Source organism: Peribacillus sp. NPDC097225, assembly GCF_044761955.1.
Taxonomy (GTDB): Bacteria; Bacillota; Bacilli; order Bacillales; family DSM-1321; genus Peribacillus.
In genome coordinates this window covers 167,750-185,818 of sequence record NZ_JBIWDJ010000005.1, presented here as the reverse complement: position 1 = coordinate 185,818, position 18,069 = coordinate 167,750, and the positions used below count along the sequence as shown (strand labels likewise).

Sequence of the window (18,069 nt, the reverse complement as noted above, 5' to 3'; positions counted from 1 at the left end):
GATGTTATCAAATACAGAAATTGGTATAGACTTAGGAACGGCAAATACACTCGTTTACAGTAAAAACAAAGGAATCATATTCAATGAGCCATCTGTAGTGGCCATAGATATAGTGACTAATAAAGTATTGGCAGTCGGCCTGGAAGCGAAGAATATGATTGGGAAGACACCTGGCCATATCGTCGCCATCCGCCCATTGAAAGACGGGGTCATTGCGGATTTCGATGTGACCGCACAAATGCTTAAGGAAATCATGAAAAAAGCTAGCAAGGCGATCGGCTTATCGATCCGTAAACCGAATGTGGTCGTATGTACGCCATCCGGTTCCACATCCGTTGAAAGAAGGGCCATTCAGGATGCGGTTAAAAATTGCGGAGCCAAACAGGTTCATCTGATCGAAGAGCCCGTTGCTGCTGCCATAGGAGCTGGACTTCCTGTAGAAGAACCGGTCGCGAATGTCATCGTCGACATTGGTGGCGGTACGACTGAGGTAGCGATCATCTCGTATGGTGGAGTCGTTTCATGTAATTCGGTCCGTATCGGTGGCGATCAACTGGATGAGGATATCTGTCAATATGTAAGAAAAAAACATAACATATTGATTGGGGAACGAACTGCCGAACAAATAAAAATGGAAATCGGCTACGCGCTCATCGACCATTCTCCATTGACCATGGAAGTCAGGGGGCGTGACCTCGTGACGGGTCTTCCGAAGCCCATTACGATTACGTCCTTGGAAGTTCAGGAAGCCATTCAAGAATCCTTGCTTCATATTTTAGAAGCCATCCGTTCCACGTTGGAAGAATGCCCTCCTGAATTAAGTGGGGACATCGTCGACCAAGGCGTGGTCCTTTCCGGGGGCGGAGCCTTGCTTAGCGGGATGCAGGATTGGTTGATGAAAGAACTCATCGTGCCCGTCGAGCTTGCCGATAGTCCACTTGAATCTGTTGCCATTGGGACAGGCCGTTCACTCGAGATCATTACCAAATTACAAAAAGCCGTTTATTGATAGTATGCGAGAGGGAATCCTTATTAGGGGGTTCCCTCTTTTTCATGCCTAAAAAGCTATTTAGCCATGCCAGATATATTTCTTTTCCATTCAGTAAAGAATACATAAAAAAAGGAGGCCAGAATTTGGATACTTTTCTTTACTTCTTCTATCTTGCCGGATATGTGGCCCTTTTCATTTGGGGAATCACCCTCGCTAATAAATACGGATGGCTCTCTGCTTCCAACGTTCTCTTACTCGTGATTTTCGGGCTAATCGTGGATAACACCCTGCTCGCACTCGGACGGTATATCGGAACGGGGCACTTTCTGGAATCAATCAGCTATGCCCGCTTTTGGGGACATGCCCTCTTCACGCCCACATTAGTTCTCTTTGCTTGGGATTCCCTGAAAAAGGCCGACATCGCATGGGCCCAAAGAAAACTTGCCAAGTATATCAGTTACGTATTGGTGATCGCCCTAATATGCTTAGAATTATTCACTGAAACGCTTGGGCTTAAACTGGAGGCCGATTGGAAGTATGGGGTTTTAAGTTATACCAGTTCAGAGCCGACGAGCGGACCGCCCATCATGGTATTGATCATCTCCCTCGTACTGATTATTTCGGGGTTCTTGATCTGGCGAAAACAAAAATGGATATGGTATTTGCTAGGTACGGTCATCATGACCATCGGTAGCGCCGTTCCTCTCCCTATCAAAAGCGATGCGTACATGAACGGATTTGAACTCATCCTCCTGATTTCACTACTTGCCACGAAGTATTTACAAGACCATGAAGGGCAACGCCAAAAAACAGAGTTTTAGTAACAAGCACCATTGGATGCAATGTAACATAACTTGTGTTATAATATAATTAAGTTACATTGGTAAGAGGAGAAGAATTATGGAATATGTAGAAGCCTTTAAGGATGTCAATGAAATCAGCAAGATCAAAAGTTACTTGCGATCTCACTCCAGCCGCGATTATTTGTTATTTGTTTTAGGAATCAATACGGGAATGAAAATCAATGAGATGTTGGAAGTGACCGTGGCAAGCGTTCTCGATGAAACGGGTAAAGTTAAAGAGTTTTATGAGCACCGCTTGGAAAATGACGAGGTCACTCAAATCTATTTGAATCAGAAAGTCCGGACAGCTTTACAAGAATACATCAAAGACTCGAAAGTGATGGAAGGCCAATTTTTGTTTTTATCACCTAAGACAAAAAAACCGATCACACGCCAACAGGCACACCGAATCATCCATGATGCCGTGGAAGGTGCCGGATTGATTGGTAAATATGGGGCCAGTTCAATGCGTAAGACATTTGGATATCACGCCTATAAGCAAGGGGTCTCCCTCGCCTTGATCCAAAAGCATTACCATCATTCTAGTCCATCCGAGACACTGAAGTACATTGGCATCTCCAAGGAGAGTAAATTCAAGACGATCATCGACGTGAATTTATAGCATATTTCTATCTTTTGTAATCTCAAACCACCATTTTAAGGAGGAATTCAAGTGAAAATTAGAGAAAGCGAACTTCCTGGTATAGGCCAGAAATTCGAGATTATCACGAGAAATGATGAAAAATTAGTGATTGTCATTCACGATGATGGCCGTAGGGAGTTATACCACTTTGATACCGATCATGAGGATGTTATTTCAAGCATCACACTCAATGATCAGGAAGCGCGTCAAATGGCGTCCATCATCGGCGGTATGATTTATAAACCACAGGCACTCGAAACAATCGAAATGTCATTAGGTGACTTGGTCATCGAATGGTTCAAAGTGGAACCAGGTTCCAAAGCGATTAACCAAACGATTGGTGACATTGACATTCGTAACAATTACAACGTGACGGTTATCGCCCATTCGAAAAAAGGGAAAAAACAACTGAATAACCCAGGTCCTGATTCAATCATTGCTGCAGGCGACACGCTGGTCATCTCTGGTGAAAGAAAAGACATCAAAAATCTGATTAGAGAATTACTGACCGACGAAAGGAGTGACTAAGTACATATGGATCACTTAGTCTTCGAAGTAGGAACGGCCCTATTATTGGTTGCAGCCGCAGCTCTCATAGCAGGGAAATTCAAAATATCGAATGTACCCATCTTAATTATCGTCGGCATGTTGGTAGGACCTCATGCCCCGCATTTTGGAATGATCGATTTACGCTTCATCGAAAGTGAAGAGATCATTGCCTTCCTCGGAAGAGTCGGTATTCTTTTCCTTCTATTCTATTTAGGACTTGAATTTTCTGTAAAAAAATTGATGAAATCCGGAAAAAACATCGTGACAGGCGGATCCATCTATATTGTCATAAACGTTGGTTTAGCGATGGCTTATGGTTTCCTCATGGGTCTTCCACTGAAAGAAGTCCTCATTTTAACCGGGATCATCAGCTTTTCATCAAGTGCCATAGTAGCCAAAGTACTTGTTGATTTAAGAAGGACCGGTAATAACGAAACGGAACTTATCCTGGGAATCATCATGTTTGAAGATATATTCCTTGCCGTTTATTTATCCGTCGTATCAGGATTGGTATTAAGCTCATCCGGTTCAGTCTGGGGAACATTATTATCTACGTTTATCGCAATCGGATATATGCTATTATTTTTCGTCATCGCTCGAAAAGCATCCGGTTTCCTCAACAAATTATTCAATATTACCTCTGATGAGATTTTCATCATTGTCGTATTCGCCTTACTGTTCTTTATCGCAGGTTTCTCTGAAACGATTCATGTTGCAGAAGCAATCGGCGCATTACTGCTCGGACTCGTCTTTTCTGAAACGGAACATAGTGACCGCATCGAAAAACTTGTCATTCCTTTCAGGGACTTCTTTGGAGCCATATTCTTCTTCAGCTTTGGATTGAGTATCGATCCGACGACGCTAGGTGGAGCAGTCTGGATGGTACTTGGAGCCGTCATCATTACCATTATCGGTAACTTCGTTGCTGGTATGATTGCTGGACGTAAATCCGGTTTGTCCCATAAAGCCTCAGCCAATATCGGCTTGACGATCGTTTCACGCGGTGAATTCTCCATCATTCTCGCAAACCTAGGCATTGCCGGCGGTTTGATGCCTATCCTAACCCCGTTTGCGGCATTATATGTGCTGACATTAGCGATTCTTGGACCAGTCCTTACGAAAGAATCCAAGCATATATATAATATCCTCAATAAAATCTTCAAATGGACGCCGCCAAAAGTCCAAAAAGAACAACAAAAAGAAGGCTAATCGAAAAAGGTCCAGACACCTACGTCTGGACCTTTTTCGATATTCTCAGAGTTACTTAGATTGATAGCCTGCTATATGTGTCTCCTTCCACCCAGTCATCCCTTCTTATTTTCCATCCCATCGACATGTTGGAAGAGATTTTCGAATAGTAAATGGGTAACTGCTTTACAATATTTCCTCTCAGGAGGGTTAAGGTACCCGATCTGAGGGAAAAGAAGCAGATAAACGAAGAAACTTTTCAGGAGTGATGCCGATTGAATAAGTCGATTGATTTTAGCAAGAAACTCATCAAGGAAGTCAAGGAGGATCGTGTCACAGGATTGGCAGCTGAACAAGCATACTATTACCTCCTCGCACTATTCCCTTTGCTCATTTTATTGCTGTCGATTTTGCCATACTTGAACATCGATACGCAAACAGCTTTGGATACGTTAAAGACATTCATGCCATCGGAAACGATGAAAACCATCGAAGAGAATATCATCAAGATATTGAATGAACGGAATGGCGGCTTGCTGACCTTTGGTATCCTTGGTACCATCTGGTCCGCTTCGAATGGAATGAATGCATTTATTCATTCGATGAACATTGCCTATGATGTGGAAGAAACGCGCAGCTTCATCAAGGCTCGCCTCATTTCCATCCTGTTAACATTAGGATTGGTCTTTGCATTTATCGTGATGCTGGTTCTTCCCGTTTTTGGGAAAGTACTCATCGATTTAATGGAACAAGTCGTGTCCCTTCCAGAAGAAACACAAAGTCTATTCAGTATATTGCGATGGGTGATCGCCGTTGCGGTTATCTCTTTCGTGCTAGCCATTCTATACCGTTACGCACCGAATAAGAACTTCCCGTTCAAACACGTCATTCCGGGTGCAATTACGGCCACAATACTCTGGTTTGTCATCTCCATCGGTTTTTCCTTTTATGTCAGCAATTTCGCTAATTATTCGTCCACGTACGGCAGTTTAGGGGGCGTCATCGTTTTAATGTTATGGCTGTACCTGACCGGTTTGATCTTAATGCTCGGCGGCGAAATCAATGCGATTCTACACCGTCAAAATACCACACCTCAAAAGAAGTCTCGAACACTCGTACATCCCGTACCTTTAAAACGATAAAGAAAAAACCAGGTTCCTATAATGGTAGAATGTACCCTATAGAGTAGACACTTAAAAAAAGTCTCTCTGTAGGGTACTTTTATGTATAAAGAAGATACATGGGATTGGAGATACATCAAAATGAGTAACAAGACTTTTACAGAATAAGAAATGAAGGCCTTATCAAAGAATCCTTATGTTAAGGGGATTAGCCGAAAGGGGATTAGATCCGAAGAATAATGAAGAAGTATGGGATTGTCTGCCCCATTAGAAAAGCAAATCCCTATCGGAGAATGATGAAAGTAACCCAAGAACATAGGGTCATGCCAAACCTATTAAAGCGACAATTTAAGCAAGATATCCCCGGAAAAGTACTCCTAACCGATATCACATATTTATTTTACGGAACGGGCCACAAAGCCTATTTGTCTACCATTAAAGATGGCTCGACCAATGAAATCTTGGCCTACCACGTATCAGACCAAATCACCATGGATTTAGCTATAGACACCCTTCTGAAGCTAAAGAAGAATCGGTGATATAAAAAAGCAGAAAGTGCCTTATTACACTCGGATCAAGGTACCCACTACACACACCCCGACTTTCAAAAGTTAGTGAAGAAATTAGGATTACATCAATCGATGTCTAGACGAGGAAACGGTTGGGATAATGCCCCTCAGGAGGCCTTCTTTGGCCACTTTAAGGATGAAGCTTACATTACTATAGACACCAATGGAACCTAAAAAAGATGACCCCTGTTCGGTCCGAATATATTTGACTGTTCGGTCCGAAAAGTGATATAGTAGTCTTAGAAATTCCACCATTTTCCATCCATCCATTCTCTCAAGAAAGCGAGGCAACTGAAATGAGTACCTTGTCTTATGATCAAGTTGAGCAGCTCATTCAACTTTTCTCAGACCGTTATATTCGTAAGGAGTATGCTACATTTCTAGATTTGTTTGCTGCCGATATCGTCTTCGAATTTCCTTATGCCCAGGAAACAAATCCAAAACGACTGGATGGGAAGGCGGTGCTGTAGAAATATCTGGAAGAATTAGAGGATGTGCTTAAAATCACTTCATTCACCACACCGGTCATTCATATAGCAGCCGATGCCCCCGTGTTCTTCGCTCAGTTCAAAGCAAGTGGAAAAATCCTAGTCACAGGCGGATCTTACGAACAAAGCTATATATCCGTAGTCGAAGTTCAGAAGTTCAAAATGGTAGGATTATCCGCTATCAGGACTACTGGAAACCATTAGCAGTCAACTTAAAACATGACATAAATAAGAACTAAAGGAGATAATCGTATGCAAAATCAATCCTCTACTCGTATTCTACTAACCGGAGGACAGGGCAAGACCTCCTCCCGCATTGCACAGTTGCTACAAGATCAGGGCTATCTGATTCGGAGAGCCGGACGCAGTTTTCCCAAGCCCGGGGATGAACAAGTCGGTGAACACATACCATTCGACTGGTTCGATGACTCTAACCATGATGACGTCCTGCAGGACGTCCATGCCGTATATTTGGTTGCACCTGCAAGTCTGCATCCTGAAGAAGCCATGATTCCTTTTATCCGCAGAGCACTTGACGCTTCAGTTAGGCGCTTCGTCCTATTATCCAGTGCCTCGATTCCGGAGGATGGCCCCGTCTTCGGGGGAGTTCACCGTTACCTGCATGACCATGCCCCCGAATGGGCCGTCCTGCGCCCTTCCTATTTCATGCAGAACTTCACGGAGCCCAGCCATCATGGTCACGGGCACTCCTTACGCCACAGCGGGCACATCTATACTGCTGCAGGAGACGGCAAGGTAGGCTTCGTCGACGCAGATGATATTGCAGCTGTCGGCTTTCATGCCCTGACCGACAAGGAGCCCCATAACCGGGAGCATATCATTACTGGCCCAGAATCCCTCACTTATGATGATGTGGCCGGAGTGATCCGCAGCGTTACCGGCCTGGAAGCCAAGCATATTCGTGTTACACCGGAGCAACTTACAGAGAGGCATAAGGCAGCCGGCTTGCCGGATAACTATGCCGAACACCTAGCCGGAATGGATGTTCGTATTCGTCTCGAAGGAATGGAGAATCAGATAACAGACACGGTATTTCGAGTAGCCGGCCGAGAGCCGCGTTACCTAGAGCAATTCATTTTGCAGCATAAACATGGTTTCCGTCTAATTAACTAAGAGGTACTTTAAGATAAAAGGCTCTCCAGTCATCACCGTTTAAGATGACCATAGGAGAGCCTTTTGATGTCCACATTTATATGAAATCTTTCGCTTGGCTGCCCTGTATAGTCCGAAAGACCGTTAGTACCATATTTGAGATGGCAAACAGCCTCGGCTCATCCATTCCCAACTTGGCTGACGTGATCAGGGCGATTCGCTCATGTACCAGGAACCGGGCCAGATCTCGGATATTCACCTCCGGGCCTATTGCCCCTTCTTTCACCGCGCGTTCCAGCATATTGTAAAAGATTTGCTCCGACAGTTCGGTGTTCGTCTGCAGATAAGCTGCCAGCTCCTCATTGTGAGGCGCCTGCTCAATAGCGCTGCTAATAATGAAGCACTCTAGACGCAGCTCAGGGTCTATAAGGACTTTCACAATTGTAGTAAATACTAGTTCTACCTTGTCAACTACCGTTCCCGGCCCATCGCAAAGTCTCTTCAACTCTTGATTTTTCTGTTCCATATAATGTTGGACAGCTGTAAAAAACAGATCCCATTTCGTTCCATAAGTATCATATATACTTTGGCGGGCAATGCCCAGCCCATTGATTAAATCAGGCAACGAGGTGCCTTCATAGCCACGATTCCCGAAGATATACATGGCTTTATGCAGAATCTCTTTCGTATCAAAGGCCTTCGTTCTTGCCACTGTAAGCGCCCCTTTCCAATTATTCATATAAGTAATTATACTATGCTATGGGCGAACCCGCTTTGACGTATTTCCCCGAAATCCATCCGTTTCTTTAAGAAACCGACCACTTGGGGACTGTTCCACCATATGGTTTATTCGCCCAATTACTCCTGATTCACATATTCCGTATTCGAACCAAAATCTGATACTTGTTGTTGCTAAATAGATAGTCAAAACGCTGAATAGCTTTGGTCAGAACTCCTCACACGGTAGGTCGTCAGGAAAAGTGGATTATGGCGATCTACATGTAACAATTGATTAAAATGAACGTAAATCTTGGGGTCTATAAAGAAAAAAAAAGTATAATAAATCTTAAAGAGAATACGAAAGGGGATTATCAACTCATCTATGAGGTTGAAAAACAAGAGTGTAGGGAAGTGTAAGAAGTAACAGAGTTAGCAGTTATATCCATAGAAAATGGATATAACTGCTAAAATATATAGTAGTATTTCACTCGTGCAGAAAATGGATAAGATAATGTATGAGGAAATATTTTTTATCCAGATGCTTTGGACATTAAAGCTAACTTATTCCTTCAGTTTTACCAAGGCACAACTCCATTGTCATCAAAAAAGCCACCAGTTGGACCATCACTATTTATTGTGGCAAGCTTCACTACAATGGAAGCTGCTTGTTCGACTGAACGATAGCCACTATTACCATTTAAATCGGTAGCTGTAAATCCAGGGCAAACTGAGTTGATTTTAATAGGAGAATTGTTTAATTCTTTAGCAAAGAAAACAGTTAAAGCATTCACAGCCGTTTTGGAGCTATTGTAGGCGAGCGAATTCACATTATAAAATTCCGAAGCTGGGTCTGAATTCAAGGTTAAGGAACCTAATCCGCTGGAAAGATTAACAATTCTTCCAGAAGAAGAATTTCTGAGCAATGGAAGCATTGCTTTAGTAACAGAAAATACGCCGAAAACGTTTGTTTCATATGTGCTCTTTAGAACGGACAGTTCCAGTTCACTTGGAGGTATGTTACCTTCCGAAAACACGCCTGCATTATTAATCAAGATATCAAGCAATCCATATTCTTGTTCAATCCAATCTGCTGCGGAGAGAAGAGAGCTGGGGTTCGTGACATCAAGAAGCACTGTTTTAGCTTTAATTTTCTCCGTTTCCAATAACGTTACGGCCTCATGTCCCTTTTTTTCGTTTCTTGCTCCTATTAAAATCTCATACCCCATGTTTCCCAATTGTCTTGCTGTCTCAAAACCAATACCTTTGTTTCCACCTGTAATTAATACGATCTTGGATTTATTCATAAAATTGCCTCCCTAGTCTATTTTTCTAAAACCTGTACTTACGAGTACATATTTACTTCTTATCTTTGTCCCGGCCTTTTATATGTACATGTAATCATGATATGAACTCCTTTCATTTTTGATATAATTAATATAATGGGAAAAATTGATAATTGTAAGTAGGCACATTTTTGTAACTTAAAGAATGGAGTGGAAATATGGGATATGGATTAAAAAATTATGGCGATTGTAGTGAAGAGGTTATAAGGGCCTGCCCTGTTGAAATAGTTTTACATATGATAGGAGGCAAATGGAAGGGAATCATTATCGACATTCTATCCAAAAAATCGGTCAGATTTAATGAATTTAGACGCTTAATACCGGGGATTTCACAACGAATGCTGACATTACAGCTCAGGGAACTCGAGGCGGATGGAATTGTGAAGAGGGTGGTAGATGACACTGTGCCACCCAAAACAGAATACTTCCTCACTGAACAAGGAAATAAATTGTCGAGCATCATCGATTCTATAAGAGTATGGGGAAAAGAGTTTCTATCCTAAGTCTGCGATTGGGAAGTCTTAGCGTGTCGTGGATGCTCTTTTTCAATCTCCGGTAAATCAGAACTATGAATCGATAATGACAGAACACGTTTTGGACCGACCGGTTTTAAAACATTGAACTGACTATAAAGGTTGCGCAGTCCGTCTATGCTCCTCTGCCTGTGGGCCAACTGATCCATAACTATTGCTGAAGGAATGAACCATGGTTATGATGAAATGGATTGGACGGCTTTAATCCGTTGTCTGGAGCATTCTTCTTAAAATTTTATTCGACCCGATTCTCTTGCTGGGCGTGGAATATCCGCGGCTCGAAATCATAGAGTGGGGGCAAAAAAATCGCCGCATACCGGGCGCGTTCGGGTTGTCGGGCACAATTTGAAGAGCGTGAGTGGGCAAGTAGGTTAGTTGCAAACGGAGACGCTGCTTCAAGTAAAACGTATATTTTTCAGGGTCCTCCCTTATAAGGGTCCATTTTTTCATGTAACGTATCGCTCATTGATCTGGAGAAAAATGGTATAATATTTATTATTTAAAACAATTTGGTATGAACAATTGAAACGGGGGATTACTGTGACAACAATTGAAGATTTTTTGAAGTTGGACATTCGGGTCGGTACTGTAATAACGGCAGAACCGTTTCCGGAAGCTCGAAAACCTGCATTAAAGTTAGAGATTGATTTTGGCGAGATGGGCATCAAACGCTCTTCCGCTCAAATTACGAGAAGGTATGAACCTCAGCAGCTTATCGGCCGTCAAGTTGCTGCAGTAATAAACTTTCCCGTTCGGCGAATCGCTGGTTTTGAATCAGAAGTATTGGTAATCGGAGGTGTGCCGGAAGAAGGCGATGTCGTGCTTTTAAAACCGGATGAAACTGTCAAAAATGGAACGCCGATTGCCTGATCGGATCTGTATCGCATGCCACGATATTTACTTTGCCGTGGCTTCAATGCCATAAGTAATGGAACCGGTGCAAAAAGCACTAAAGGAAGATCATTTGATAAAGAATAATCGTTCCTAAAACAATTAATAAGAAAATCCTGATAACGGTATTTGCTAAGAAAAGTAGTGGAACAAAGCCGGCACGCTGGGGCTAGAACTGATTAACATGAGTTTTTCCGTTTTCTTTTTATGCTAAGAGAAATAGCCAAAATTTTCATAACCCAACGAGTACCTGAATAGCTATTTAACTGATACATACAAAACATACTAACATCAGTAGTACAAACCTAGGCCATGGTTTGTGCTACTTTTTTTATAGTAGCAGTGAAGAAAAGCTGACCTGCCTCTGGAACCCTTTGTGAGTCCGTATATCATCGTGCTGTCTCATCAGATTACGCAAGTTCAAAAGCTGGATTCCACGCTTTTTATAGGGTTATAAATCCTCTTTATAATATAGCTCGCAGAGAAGGTGGGCATCAGTTATGTCTGCTTTGACTTTGCGTAAACTTGAACTTTTCGCTTTGTAAGAAATGAGTGGATTCATAATGATTAACAGATATCCTCTTTTCTCGAAATACTGAACGATAGGCAGATGATAATGTCCCATAGATGTAGATTTGAAATAAACTTCCGATGTTTATAAAAAAATTCGATAAAAATCCTTTGTTGATATATAGGATATTTTTATTACACAAACGGGCCATTTAATGGAGTAACTTTTTAAGGTAAGCAAATATTAAAGCATAGATAACATTGTGGTGGATTGTACTTAAACTACTAAAGGACAGTCAGTTGAAGAAGATTTTAATGATTAAATATAAGACGAAAAGTTGGAGTGTTAGTAATCTCTGATAATACGTCATCCTCTTACATTCTTTAATGACCTCTTCTAACGAAACATCCCATTGGATTTTAAATACAGATGATAACTTGCTTTACAATTCTTTATCATTCAAATCCAGAATTTCCATATGTCTATAATCTTTTCTTATTACATCCAGTAAGGGCTCACGCCTCTATCAAGTAATATTAGGTTATAAGTGGCAAGAATTTCGTAAATAACACTACGAATCTCTTCATTTATGTTAGAAATATCTATAAAGCTCATAGAAACAACCAATCTGCTGATTTAATTGCATAATATACAGCGTTAGCAATCATTTGTTGAGTACCTTTATTTTCTTAATACAATATGTAAATAAAAAAGGATAATTAGCCCTCAGAATGGACTAACTATCCTATGATTTAATATCTTAATTTAACAATTGGGTGCCTTCCTTGTTTGCTTTAAGAATAGCAGTTATATAGAATCTGATTCAGTAGTATTCAAGAATTGAATGAGTTCCGCGTTGAACTCCTCGGCATGCGTCACATTAAATCCATGCGGACCACCTTTAATCACCACAAGCTGGCTGTTAGGAATGCGCTCATGTGCCTTCTGGCCACTGATTTCGACCGGAACGATTGCATCCGCATCCCCATGAAGAATAAGTGTCGGCAAGTCGAACTTATCTAGATCACCTCGGAAATCTGTTTGACTAAACGCTGAGATACAGTCAAGCGTGCCCTTTGGAGACGCGAATGCTGCAATGTCACGATTGTATAACCGGAATTCTTCGCTCACTAGATCCGTTCTGTCCCCGGAGGCGAAGAAGTTAGTTGTAAACGTATCGAGGAACGAAAGTCGATCCGCCTTAACCCCATCTTGTAAGCCTTTGATCACTGCATCATCAAATCCTCCATCGGGGTTATCTGTAGCCTTGTAAAGGTATGGTGGAACTGCCCCCGCTAACACAGCCTTCGATACACGATCCGTTCCGTAGGTGCCAATGTAACGAGCCACCTCACCGCCACCCATTGAGAATCCAACCAAAGTCACGTCATGAAGATCAAGATGCTCCAGCAGTTTGTGCAGATCAGCCGCAAACGTATTGTACTCATAACCATTCCAGGGCTGAGAAGACTGTCCGAACCCTCGTCGATCATACGTAATAACTCGGTGACCAGCCTCCACAAGTGCAGGAATTTGTTTTTCCCAAGATCTTCCACTGAGTGGCCAACCATGAATCAACACGACCGGCTTTCCAGATCCTACATCCTCGTAGTGAAGCTCAATAGGTGCACCATTTTCAAATCCAACTGTAATATTACTCATTATAAATTCCTCCATTATCAGTATTTTATATTTTACAAAATTGTATTTTGCAAAATATAATTTGTGAATTTATCTTAGTCTATTTACAAAATATTGTCAACAATTTAATTTTGCAAAACATTTTTTATTGTCCACGAGTTATGTTAAAATATTAATGAAGAAAATACTGATTATTCGAGGTGCAACCATGGAGACTAACCCGCATAATCTTAACTTAGAGGATCACTTATGTTTCTCGTTGTATGCCTGTTCAAGGGCTATATTACGACTTTATCGCCCTTACCTAGATGAACTTCAACTCACTTACCCTCAATATCTGGTCTTAGTTACGTTGTGGGAGAAGCAACAAAGCACAATTAAAGAGCTAGGTGAAGCGCTTAATCTTGATACCGGTACACTGACTCCTCTACTCAAACGTATGGAAGCTGCCGGTCTCATCGAGCGTCGCCGTGACACAGTGGACGAACGCGTCGTGAACATTCTCATTACTAAAGCAGGCAAAGCTCTACAGGAGAAGGCATCGTGCGTTCCTCAATCCTTATTCGACGCTTCTGGTATGAGTAAAAAGGAACTGGGTGAAATAAACAAGACAATAATGCGTCTGTTACACCTGCTGAATGTAAAAGACGAGAAATAGATGCATACGAAAAATCCACTCTATTACCTAAGAGTGGATTTTTCGTATGCATCGGTTAATAACTATTCGGGGACCCGTTGTGTTGTAAATAGGTTGGTTATTATTGAAATCCTTGTTGAGCTAAAGCCCCCGTTAGTTTAATAAGCAAAAGTCATTGAAAGGACTTTCTAATAGAGAATGAATAAATTAACATTATACCTGACCAAATAACATTGCCTATAAAAGGTTGTTGATTGAATGATGGAGTTAGTATATAGCTTATAAAACCAAATCCAATTGAATACAAAATCATCATCCAAAATCCCCATCTTTTTAATCGCATATAACCATAAATCATAATAAAAGTAAAAACAGCCAATAAAATTCTAAATAGCCGTTCTGGAAGGTAGTCTATTCCAAATCTTTCTACTAAACCTAATTCATCTGCATTAGGTTCAAAAAATATTGCTGTAAAGATTAATATAATTGCACCAAAAATGTAAAAATAACTAATAAAAGATATTCCTAAAGGTCTTTCCATATTACACCTTCTTAAATTGTTTAAATCTATATCTATACTTTTCTTATTCGGTATTTATAATGAAAAATCCTTGTTCAACTAACCTCCCTCAATAAAGGGCAAAATAGATCCAGTTAACATAAACCCTTATTATCGGTATAGCAGAGTTTACAGAAGATTGGTGTGCTTATCAGAACTAGTGTAGATAGATTACTCGTTCCATTCCATTTCAACTACTATAAAAAGAGAGTTTATAGGCGATTTTTAATGTTTTTTCCTTTTTAATATAAAAATGGTATTGTGATCATGTACATCAATACAATTTTAAAGAGGTGAGGAAAATAACTACATACAAAATCCCTTTTTTACTTGCATTTATTGTAACTTTTTTAATTGTCTTATTTATTAATTATATAGGTCATAGAATTATTGTAAGTAATAAAAAAGGATATAATAAAAAAACAATAGTAACCCTTTTACTTCAAAGTTTAGTAATTTCAATTATATTAAATTGGGTTATTTAATCCCCGAACTCGAAAGCTGGCCCTTGGCCAGCTTTTTATTTTTGACCATATTAGTCAACAACACATTACCTAAGGAAGAGGACAACCCTAAAAAGAGTTGCCCTTCCATACATAATTCACTTTCAGGTCGAAGGTTCATCATGTCATATTTCCGTATGACATTAATTTATCATGTACAGTATTTAATGATTTACTCATATCTCAAATTACACTTACCCCTTCCAATGGTGGGAATATAATCTACTCTAGTTTATGTAATTTTTATTGCTTACTTATTAAACATTGTTTCAAAATCAATTTATCTAGCCTTTGACTACATTTCAGAGTTTCCTTATGATTTAGACCTTTTTCAATACCTGTTTCTAGAAGTTTTTTTCTAAATTCTTTTATTTTTAGTTCTAATTCTCTATACAATTTTATTTCGCACAAATTTAAAGCTCCTTAATAGATAAATAGTATCTTTCTTAAGCAAGTGTATTACATTTATGGAACTAAATATACAGATGGCATGAGATGTACTCGTATTATCTAAACTTCGTCACAGTTCGTTGAAACTGTGCAACAAAAAATTAAGCGTGATAGATAAAAATTTAATGCTATTACGAAAATAAATAGGTAGTTAACATAATTCAACTTATCGGTTTATGTATTCTTGAATTTTAAGGTCATTTATATCGCTGCAATACATTTGCAAGCATGCTTGCAAATGTATTGCACATAAGGGAAAAGTGTATTACAAATGTATTGCTTGTGTATTGCAAACGTATTGCACATGCGATTTTCGTGCTATCACGGTTTTGTTAGGCTTTGCCTAACCTAGCACCCTCGGTGATAGCAAAAATCCCTTATGCTCTTCAGTTTTTCTTCAAGGTATCCATTGGAGAGATTACTTTTGAAAAATCAAAAAAGCCGTTATCTTTTTAGATACACAATATCTGGATCATGAACGGGCCCAATATCTTCATCCTCCATATCTAACTGTTGAACAATAAAAGAGTCGAGATCCATGCCAGTAAACTTCCCTTTAGTCGATAATTCCTTCATTCTAGATCACAGTTAGCACTTATAGTTGTTCAAATTGAGGAGTTATGCTTAGAGGAATTTCAATACAAATCGTACCAATGGAGCTAAATTTAGAATGACTCCTGCACAATACAGGAGTCATCGTTTAGCTGTTTAAACTATAGGTCTTTTTAGACTGTTCATTTTATGGGGCACAGTTCATGGCAACTTGGTTTTTTAATCCGGTCAAGCTGTCTTCCTTAATAAATATAGGAAGTAAGGAGCTCCGATAATAGCGACGATGATTCCAGCTGGAATGGTTTGTTCACTATAAATGATGCGGCCTATTGTATCAGCGAAAACTAAGATGGCTGCACCAATTATGGGAGATAAGAATAAAAAGCTCTGATGCTTGGAACCGACCAGCTGTTTGGCGATATGAGGAGCAATCAATCCAATGAAACTAATACTCCCAACGACCGAAACCGCCGAGGCCGCTAATGCTACCGCAATGATCAGCAAAAGGGCCCGATCCCGGTTCAGGGAAACGCCCAGCCCTTTCGCCACCGTTTCATTAAGAGCGAGGAGATTCATTGCCTTTTGCTTCCAAAGTAAAAACGGTATCGCCACCAGTAGCCAGGGAAGAAGCGCTAGAATAAAGGGCCAATCGGCTCCCCATATATTCCCTGCAAGCCATTTGGAGATGAATTGGACATCCTCCTGTTTAGCGCCTGAAACCAAGATGATCATTAATCCCGATAATGCCGAGGCAAACCCGACCCCCATCAGCACGAGCTTGATCGGCTGGATACCGTTTTTCCTGTCCAACGTGAAGAGGACGATCAGCCCGGCTGTAATGATCCCACCTAAGAAACCTACTGCCGGTAACTGATAGGTATAGGAGTCTAAATTGGCGTCAACGAACAAGTAAAATAAGGTAATTGCAACCCCTGCTCCAGCATTTATACCGATAATACCTGGATCAGCTAAATCATTTTTGGTCAATGTCTGTAAAATGGCACCAGATAATGCCAGCGACATCCCTGCTAAAGTTAGGACCAGGACGCGAGGAAACCGAACGGAAAAGAGAATGAATTCCTCTTTGAATGTCTCATCCCCCAATATCGTCGGAATGATTTGAGAGATACCGACTGAGGAAGGTCCTAAGCTGATGCCGGCAAGGATACTTATGATCAGTAATAGGGTCGTTAAGCTATACATCCATCGTACATTACTTTTTTTACGCAAAGAAAGTTCGACCTCCTTTCTTTACCAAGACCAGGAAGAATAGGAACCCGATTAATGAGACCAATGCAACAATGGGGATTTCCAATGGAGCAATTACGATTCTACTAATGAAATCTGTTAGAACCATAAAGGATCCGCCGATTATAATCGACATCGGGATGATCAAACGGTAATCCGCCCCCACGATCTTCCGGACGATATGTGGAATGAATAAGCCCACGAACGACAAATTCCCTATTAGGGCTACTGCCGTTCCTGCTAAAACGATGACCACGAACATCAAAATCACTTTGATCTTCTTCGTCTTCTGTCCAAGCCCTTTCGCCACTTCTTCATTTAAGCTAAGGACGGTCAATGGTTTGCTATAGACAGTCGCCAACACTAAACCAAAGATGATGAAGGGGACAATGATCAAAGCATCCCATGTTGTGCTGATCAACCCTCCAGCCGTCCATGTACTGACATTTTTCGATACATTGAAAAGAATGGCTATACCACTTGAAATGGCCTGTAAAAAGAGAGAAACGGCCGCTCCCGCTAAAACGAGCTTTAGCGGAGATAAACCGTTTCTAGACGTGATACCTATTCCAAATACAAGTAGCATACCAATCATTGCACCTATAAAAGAACTGAACATAAGCATTAAGAAGGTGATTCCGGGAATGAAGGCCAATGCCAGGGTAAGAGCTAAAGTAGCACCTGAAGTCAGACCGAGTAGACCCGGATCGGCAAGAGGATTCCTTGTCATCCCTTGCATGATGGCCCCGGCAACTGCCAACGCGGCTCCCACGAAGAATGCTGCGATGACACGAGGAAGACGAATTTCTCTTAGCACATCATAATAGGGTCCACCGCTTCTTCCGATAACAGCTTCATATAAATCTTGAAAACTCGTATTTGCTGCACCATACCCTAACGCCAAGACCACGACCACCATCAAAACAACGAACGATAAAACCATTTTGCTTATAATAGAATAGGAGACTTTCATCGAA

The 18,069-nt window shown here is 40.9% G+C and carries 19 protein-coding genes and 2 pseudogenes; 13 read left to right on the top strand and 8 right to left on the bottom strand.

The window, feature by feature from the left end; all coding sequences use genetic code 11:
- Position 1 precedes the first annotated feature (1 nt).
- The 10 genes and pseudogenes from mreBH (at position 2) to ACIQXH_RS15860 (ending at position 7,525) form a co-directional block, all read left to right on the top strand.
- The gene (mreBH, locus tag ACIQXH_RS15905) at positions 2–1,009 is read left to right on the top strand and encodes a rod-share determining protein MreBH (RefSeq protein ID WP_402871816.1); all 1,008 of its coding nucleotides are present in this window, start codon (positions 2–4) and stop codon (positions 1,007–1,009) included.
- 125 nt (positions 1,010–1,134) lie between these two features.
- Positions 1,135–1,812 (top strand): hypothetical protein, encoded by a 678-nt coding sequence (locus ACIQXH_RS15900; RefSeq protein ID WP_403124559.1) that lies wholly within the window; start codon positions 1,135–1,137, stop codon positions 1,810–1,812.
- 79 nt (positions 1,813–1,891) lie between these two features.
- Positions 1,892–2,455 (top strand): tyrosine-type recombinase/integrase, encoded by a 564-nt coding sequence (locus ACIQXH_RS15895; RefSeq protein WP_402958900.1) that lies wholly within the window; start codon positions 1,892–1,894, stop codon positions 2,453–2,455.
- Between the two features lie 51 nt (positions 2,456–2,506).
- On the top strand, positions 2,507–3,004 hold the full coding sequence (locus ACIQXH_RS15890) for a cation:proton antiporter regulatory subunit (protein WP_402871825.1): 498 nt from the start codon (positions 2,507–2,509) through the stop codon (positions 3,002–3,004).
- Positions 3,005–3,010: 6 nt separating this feature from the next.
- A complete protein-coding gene (locus ACIQXH_RS15885) occupies positions 3,011–4,234 on the top strand; it encodes a cation:proton antiporter (RefSeq protein WP_402871828.1) in 1,224 nt (407 codons plus the stop codon).
- Positions 4,235–4,488: 254 nt separating this feature from the next.
- Positions 4,489–5,355 (top strand): YihY/virulence factor BrkB family protein, encoded by an 867-nt coding sequence (locus ACIQXH_RS15880; protein ID WP_402871831.1) that lies wholly within the window; start codon positions 4,489–4,491, stop codon positions 5,353–5,355.
- Positions 5,356–5,561: 206 nt separating this feature from the next.
- Positions 5,562–6,112 (top strand): annotated as a pseudogene (locus ACIQXH_RS15875) (IS3 family transposase); the annotation flags it as partial.
- An 87-nt stretch (positions 6,113–6,199) separates the two neighbouring features.
- Positions 6,200–6,373, top strand: coding sequence for a nuclear transport factor 2-like protein (locus ACIQXH_RS15870; RefSeq protein ID WP_403079921.1), 174 nt, complete (start codon positions 6,200–6,202; stop codon positions 6,371–6,373).
- A 24-nt stretch (positions 6,374–6,397) separates the two neighbouring features.
- Positions 6,398–6,595, top strand: a complete 198-nt coding sequence (locus tag ACIQXH_RS15865) for a hypothetical protein (protein WP_403079922.1) — start codon at positions 6,398–6,400, stop codon at positions 6,593–6,595.
- A gap of 48 nt (positions 6,596–6,643) precedes the next feature.
- On the top strand, positions 6,644–7,525 hold the full coding sequence (locus ACIQXH_RS15860) for an NmrA family NAD(P)-binding protein (RefSeq protein ID WP_403124556.1): 882 nt from the start codon (positions 6,644–6,646) through the stop codon (positions 7,523–7,525).
- Positions 7,526–7,601: 76 nt separating this feature from the next.
- Here the strand turns inward: ACIQXH_RS15860 and ACIQXH_RS15855 are convergent, their stop codons facing one another.
- Complete coding sequence (locus ACIQXH_RS15855; RefSeq protein WP_402958894.1) at positions 7,602–8,216, bottom strand: TetR/AcrR family transcriptional regulator; 615 nt, start codon at positions 8,214–8,216, stop codon at positions 7,602–7,604.
- A gap of 583 nt (positions 8,217–8,799) precedes the next feature.
- Positions 8,800–9,528 carry an SDR family oxidoreductase gene (locus ACIQXH_RS15850; protein WP_402871841.1) on the bottom strand — a complete coding sequence of 243 codons (729 nt, stop codon included), beginning with the start codon at positions 9,526–9,528 and terminating at the stop codon, positions 8,800–8,802.
- Between the two features lie 197 nt (positions 9,529–9,725).
- Between ACIQXH_RS15850 and ACIQXH_RS15845 the strand changes: the two genes are divergently transcribed.
- Positions 9,726–10,070 carry a winged helix-turn-helix transcriptional regulator gene (locus tag ACIQXH_RS15845; RefSeq protein WP_402871844.1) on the top strand — a complete coding sequence of 115 codons (345 nt, stop codon included), beginning with the start codon at positions 9,726–9,728 and terminating at the stop codon, positions 10,068–10,070.
- A gap of 570 nt (positions 10,071–10,640) precedes the next feature.
- A complete protein-coding gene (gene csaA / locus ACIQXH_RS15840; RefSeq protein ID WP_402871847.1) occupies positions 10,641–10,970 on the top strand; it encodes a chaperone CsaA in 330 nt (109 codons plus the stop codon).
- 358 nt (positions 10,971–11,328) lie between these two features.
- Here the strand turns inward: csaA and ACIQXH_RS15835 are convergent.
- Positions 11,329–11,613, bottom strand: a pseudogene (locus ACIQXH_RS15835) (IS110 family transposase); the annotation flags it as partial.
- A gap of 696 nt (positions 11,614–12,309) precedes the next feature.
- Positions 12,310–13,164, bottom strand: coding sequence for an alpha/beta fold hydrolase (locus ACIQXH_RS15830; RefSeq protein WP_403124553.1), 855 nt, complete (start codon positions 13,162–13,164; stop codon positions 12,310–12,312).
- 187 nt (positions 13,165–13,351) lie between these two features.
- Between ACIQXH_RS15830 and ACIQXH_RS15825 the strand changes: the two genes are divergently transcribed.
- The gene (locus ACIQXH_RS15825) at positions 13,352–13,801 is read left to right on the top strand and encodes a MarR family winged helix-turn-helix transcriptional regulator (protein ID WP_402958890.1); all 450 of its coding nucleotides are present in this window, start codon (positions 13,352–13,354) and stop codon (positions 13,799–13,801) included.
- Positions 13,802–13,952: 151 nt separating this feature from the next.
- Here the strand turns inward: ACIQXH_RS15825 and ACIQXH_RS15820 are convergent, their stop codons facing one another.
- The 4 genes from ACIQXH_RS15820 to ACIQXH_RS15805 all read right to left on the bottom strand — a co-directional run bounded on the left by ACIQXH_RS15820 (position 13,953) and on the right by ACIQXH_RS15805 (position 18,065).
- Complete coding sequence (locus ACIQXH_RS15820) at positions 13,953–14,321, bottom strand: hypothetical protein (protein ID WP_403124527.1); 369 nt, start codon at positions 14,319–14,321, stop codon at positions 13,953–13,955.
- Positions 14,322–15,085: 764 nt separating this feature from the next.
- Complete coding sequence (locus ACIQXH_RS15815) at positions 15,086–15,238, bottom strand: aspartyl-phosphate phosphatase Spo0E family protein (RefSeq protein WP_403124633.1); 153 nt, start codon at positions 15,236–15,238, stop codon at positions 15,086–15,088.
- Positions 15,239–16,072: 834 nt separating this feature from the next.
- Positions 16,073–17,047, bottom strand: a complete 975-nt coding sequence (locus ACIQXH_RS15810) for a FecCD family ABC transporter permease (protein WP_403124629.1) — start codon at positions 17,045–17,047, stop codon at positions 16,073–16,075.
- Positions 17,048–17,066: 19 nt separating this feature from the next.
- Positions 17,067–18,065, bottom strand: a complete 999-nt coding sequence (locus ACIQXH_RS15805; RefSeq protein WP_403079940.1) for a FecCD family ABC transporter permease — start codon at positions 18,063–18,065, stop codon at positions 17,067–17,069.
- Between the last annotated feature and the right edge of the window lie 4 nt (positions 18,066–18,069).

Bases quoted from the DNA above. Each gene is read 5' to 3' on its own strand.
- ACIQXH_RS15805 (WP_403079940.1), bottom strand. From the start codon at position 18,065: ATGAAAGTCTCCTATTCTATTATAAGCAAAATGGTTTTATCGTTCGTT.
- ACIQXH_RS15885 (WP_402871828.1), top strand. From the start codon at position 3,011: ATGGATCACTTAGTCTTCGAAGTAGGAACGGCCCTATTATTGGTTGCA.
- ACIQXH_RS15810 (WP_403124629.1), bottom strand. From the start codon at position 17,047: ATGTATAGCTTAACGACCCTATTACTGATCATAAGTATCCTTGCCGGC.
- ACIQXH_RS15845 (WP_402871844.1), top strand. From the start codon at position 9,726: ATGGGATATGGATTAAAAAATTATGGCGATTGTAGTGAAGAGGTTATA.
- ACIQXH_RS15895 (WP_402958900.1), top strand. From the start codon at position 1,892: ATGGAATATGTAGAAGCCTTTAAGGATGTCAATGAAATCAGCAAGATC.
- ACIQXH_RS15825 (WP_402958890.1), top strand. From the start codon at position 13,352: ATGGAGACTAACCCGCATAATCTTAACTTAGAGGATCACTTATGTTTC.
- ACIQXH_RS15860 (WP_403124556.1), top strand. From the start codon at position 6,644: ATGCAAAATCAATCCTCTACTCGTATTCTACTAACCGGAGGACAGGGC.
- ACIQXH_RS15870 (WP_403079921.1), top strand. From the start codon at position 6,200: ATGAGTACCTTGTCTTATGATCAAGTTGAGCAGCTCATTCAACTTTTC.
- ACIQXH_RS15830 (WP_403124553.1), bottom strand. From the start codon at position 13,164: ATGAGTAATATTACAGTTGGATTTGAAAATGGTGCACCTATTGAGCTT.
- ACIQXH_RS15820 (WP_403124527.1), bottom strand. From the start codon at position 14,321: ATGGAAAGACCTTTAGGAATATCTTTTATTAGTTATTTTTACATTTTT.
- mreBH (WP_402871816.1), top strand. From the start codon at position 2: ATGTTATCAAATACAGAAATTGGTATAGACTTAGGAACGGCAAATACA.
- ACIQXH_RS15850 (WP_402871841.1), bottom strand. From the start codon at position 9,528: ATGAATAAATCCAAGATCGTATTAATTACAGGTGGAAACAAAGGTATT.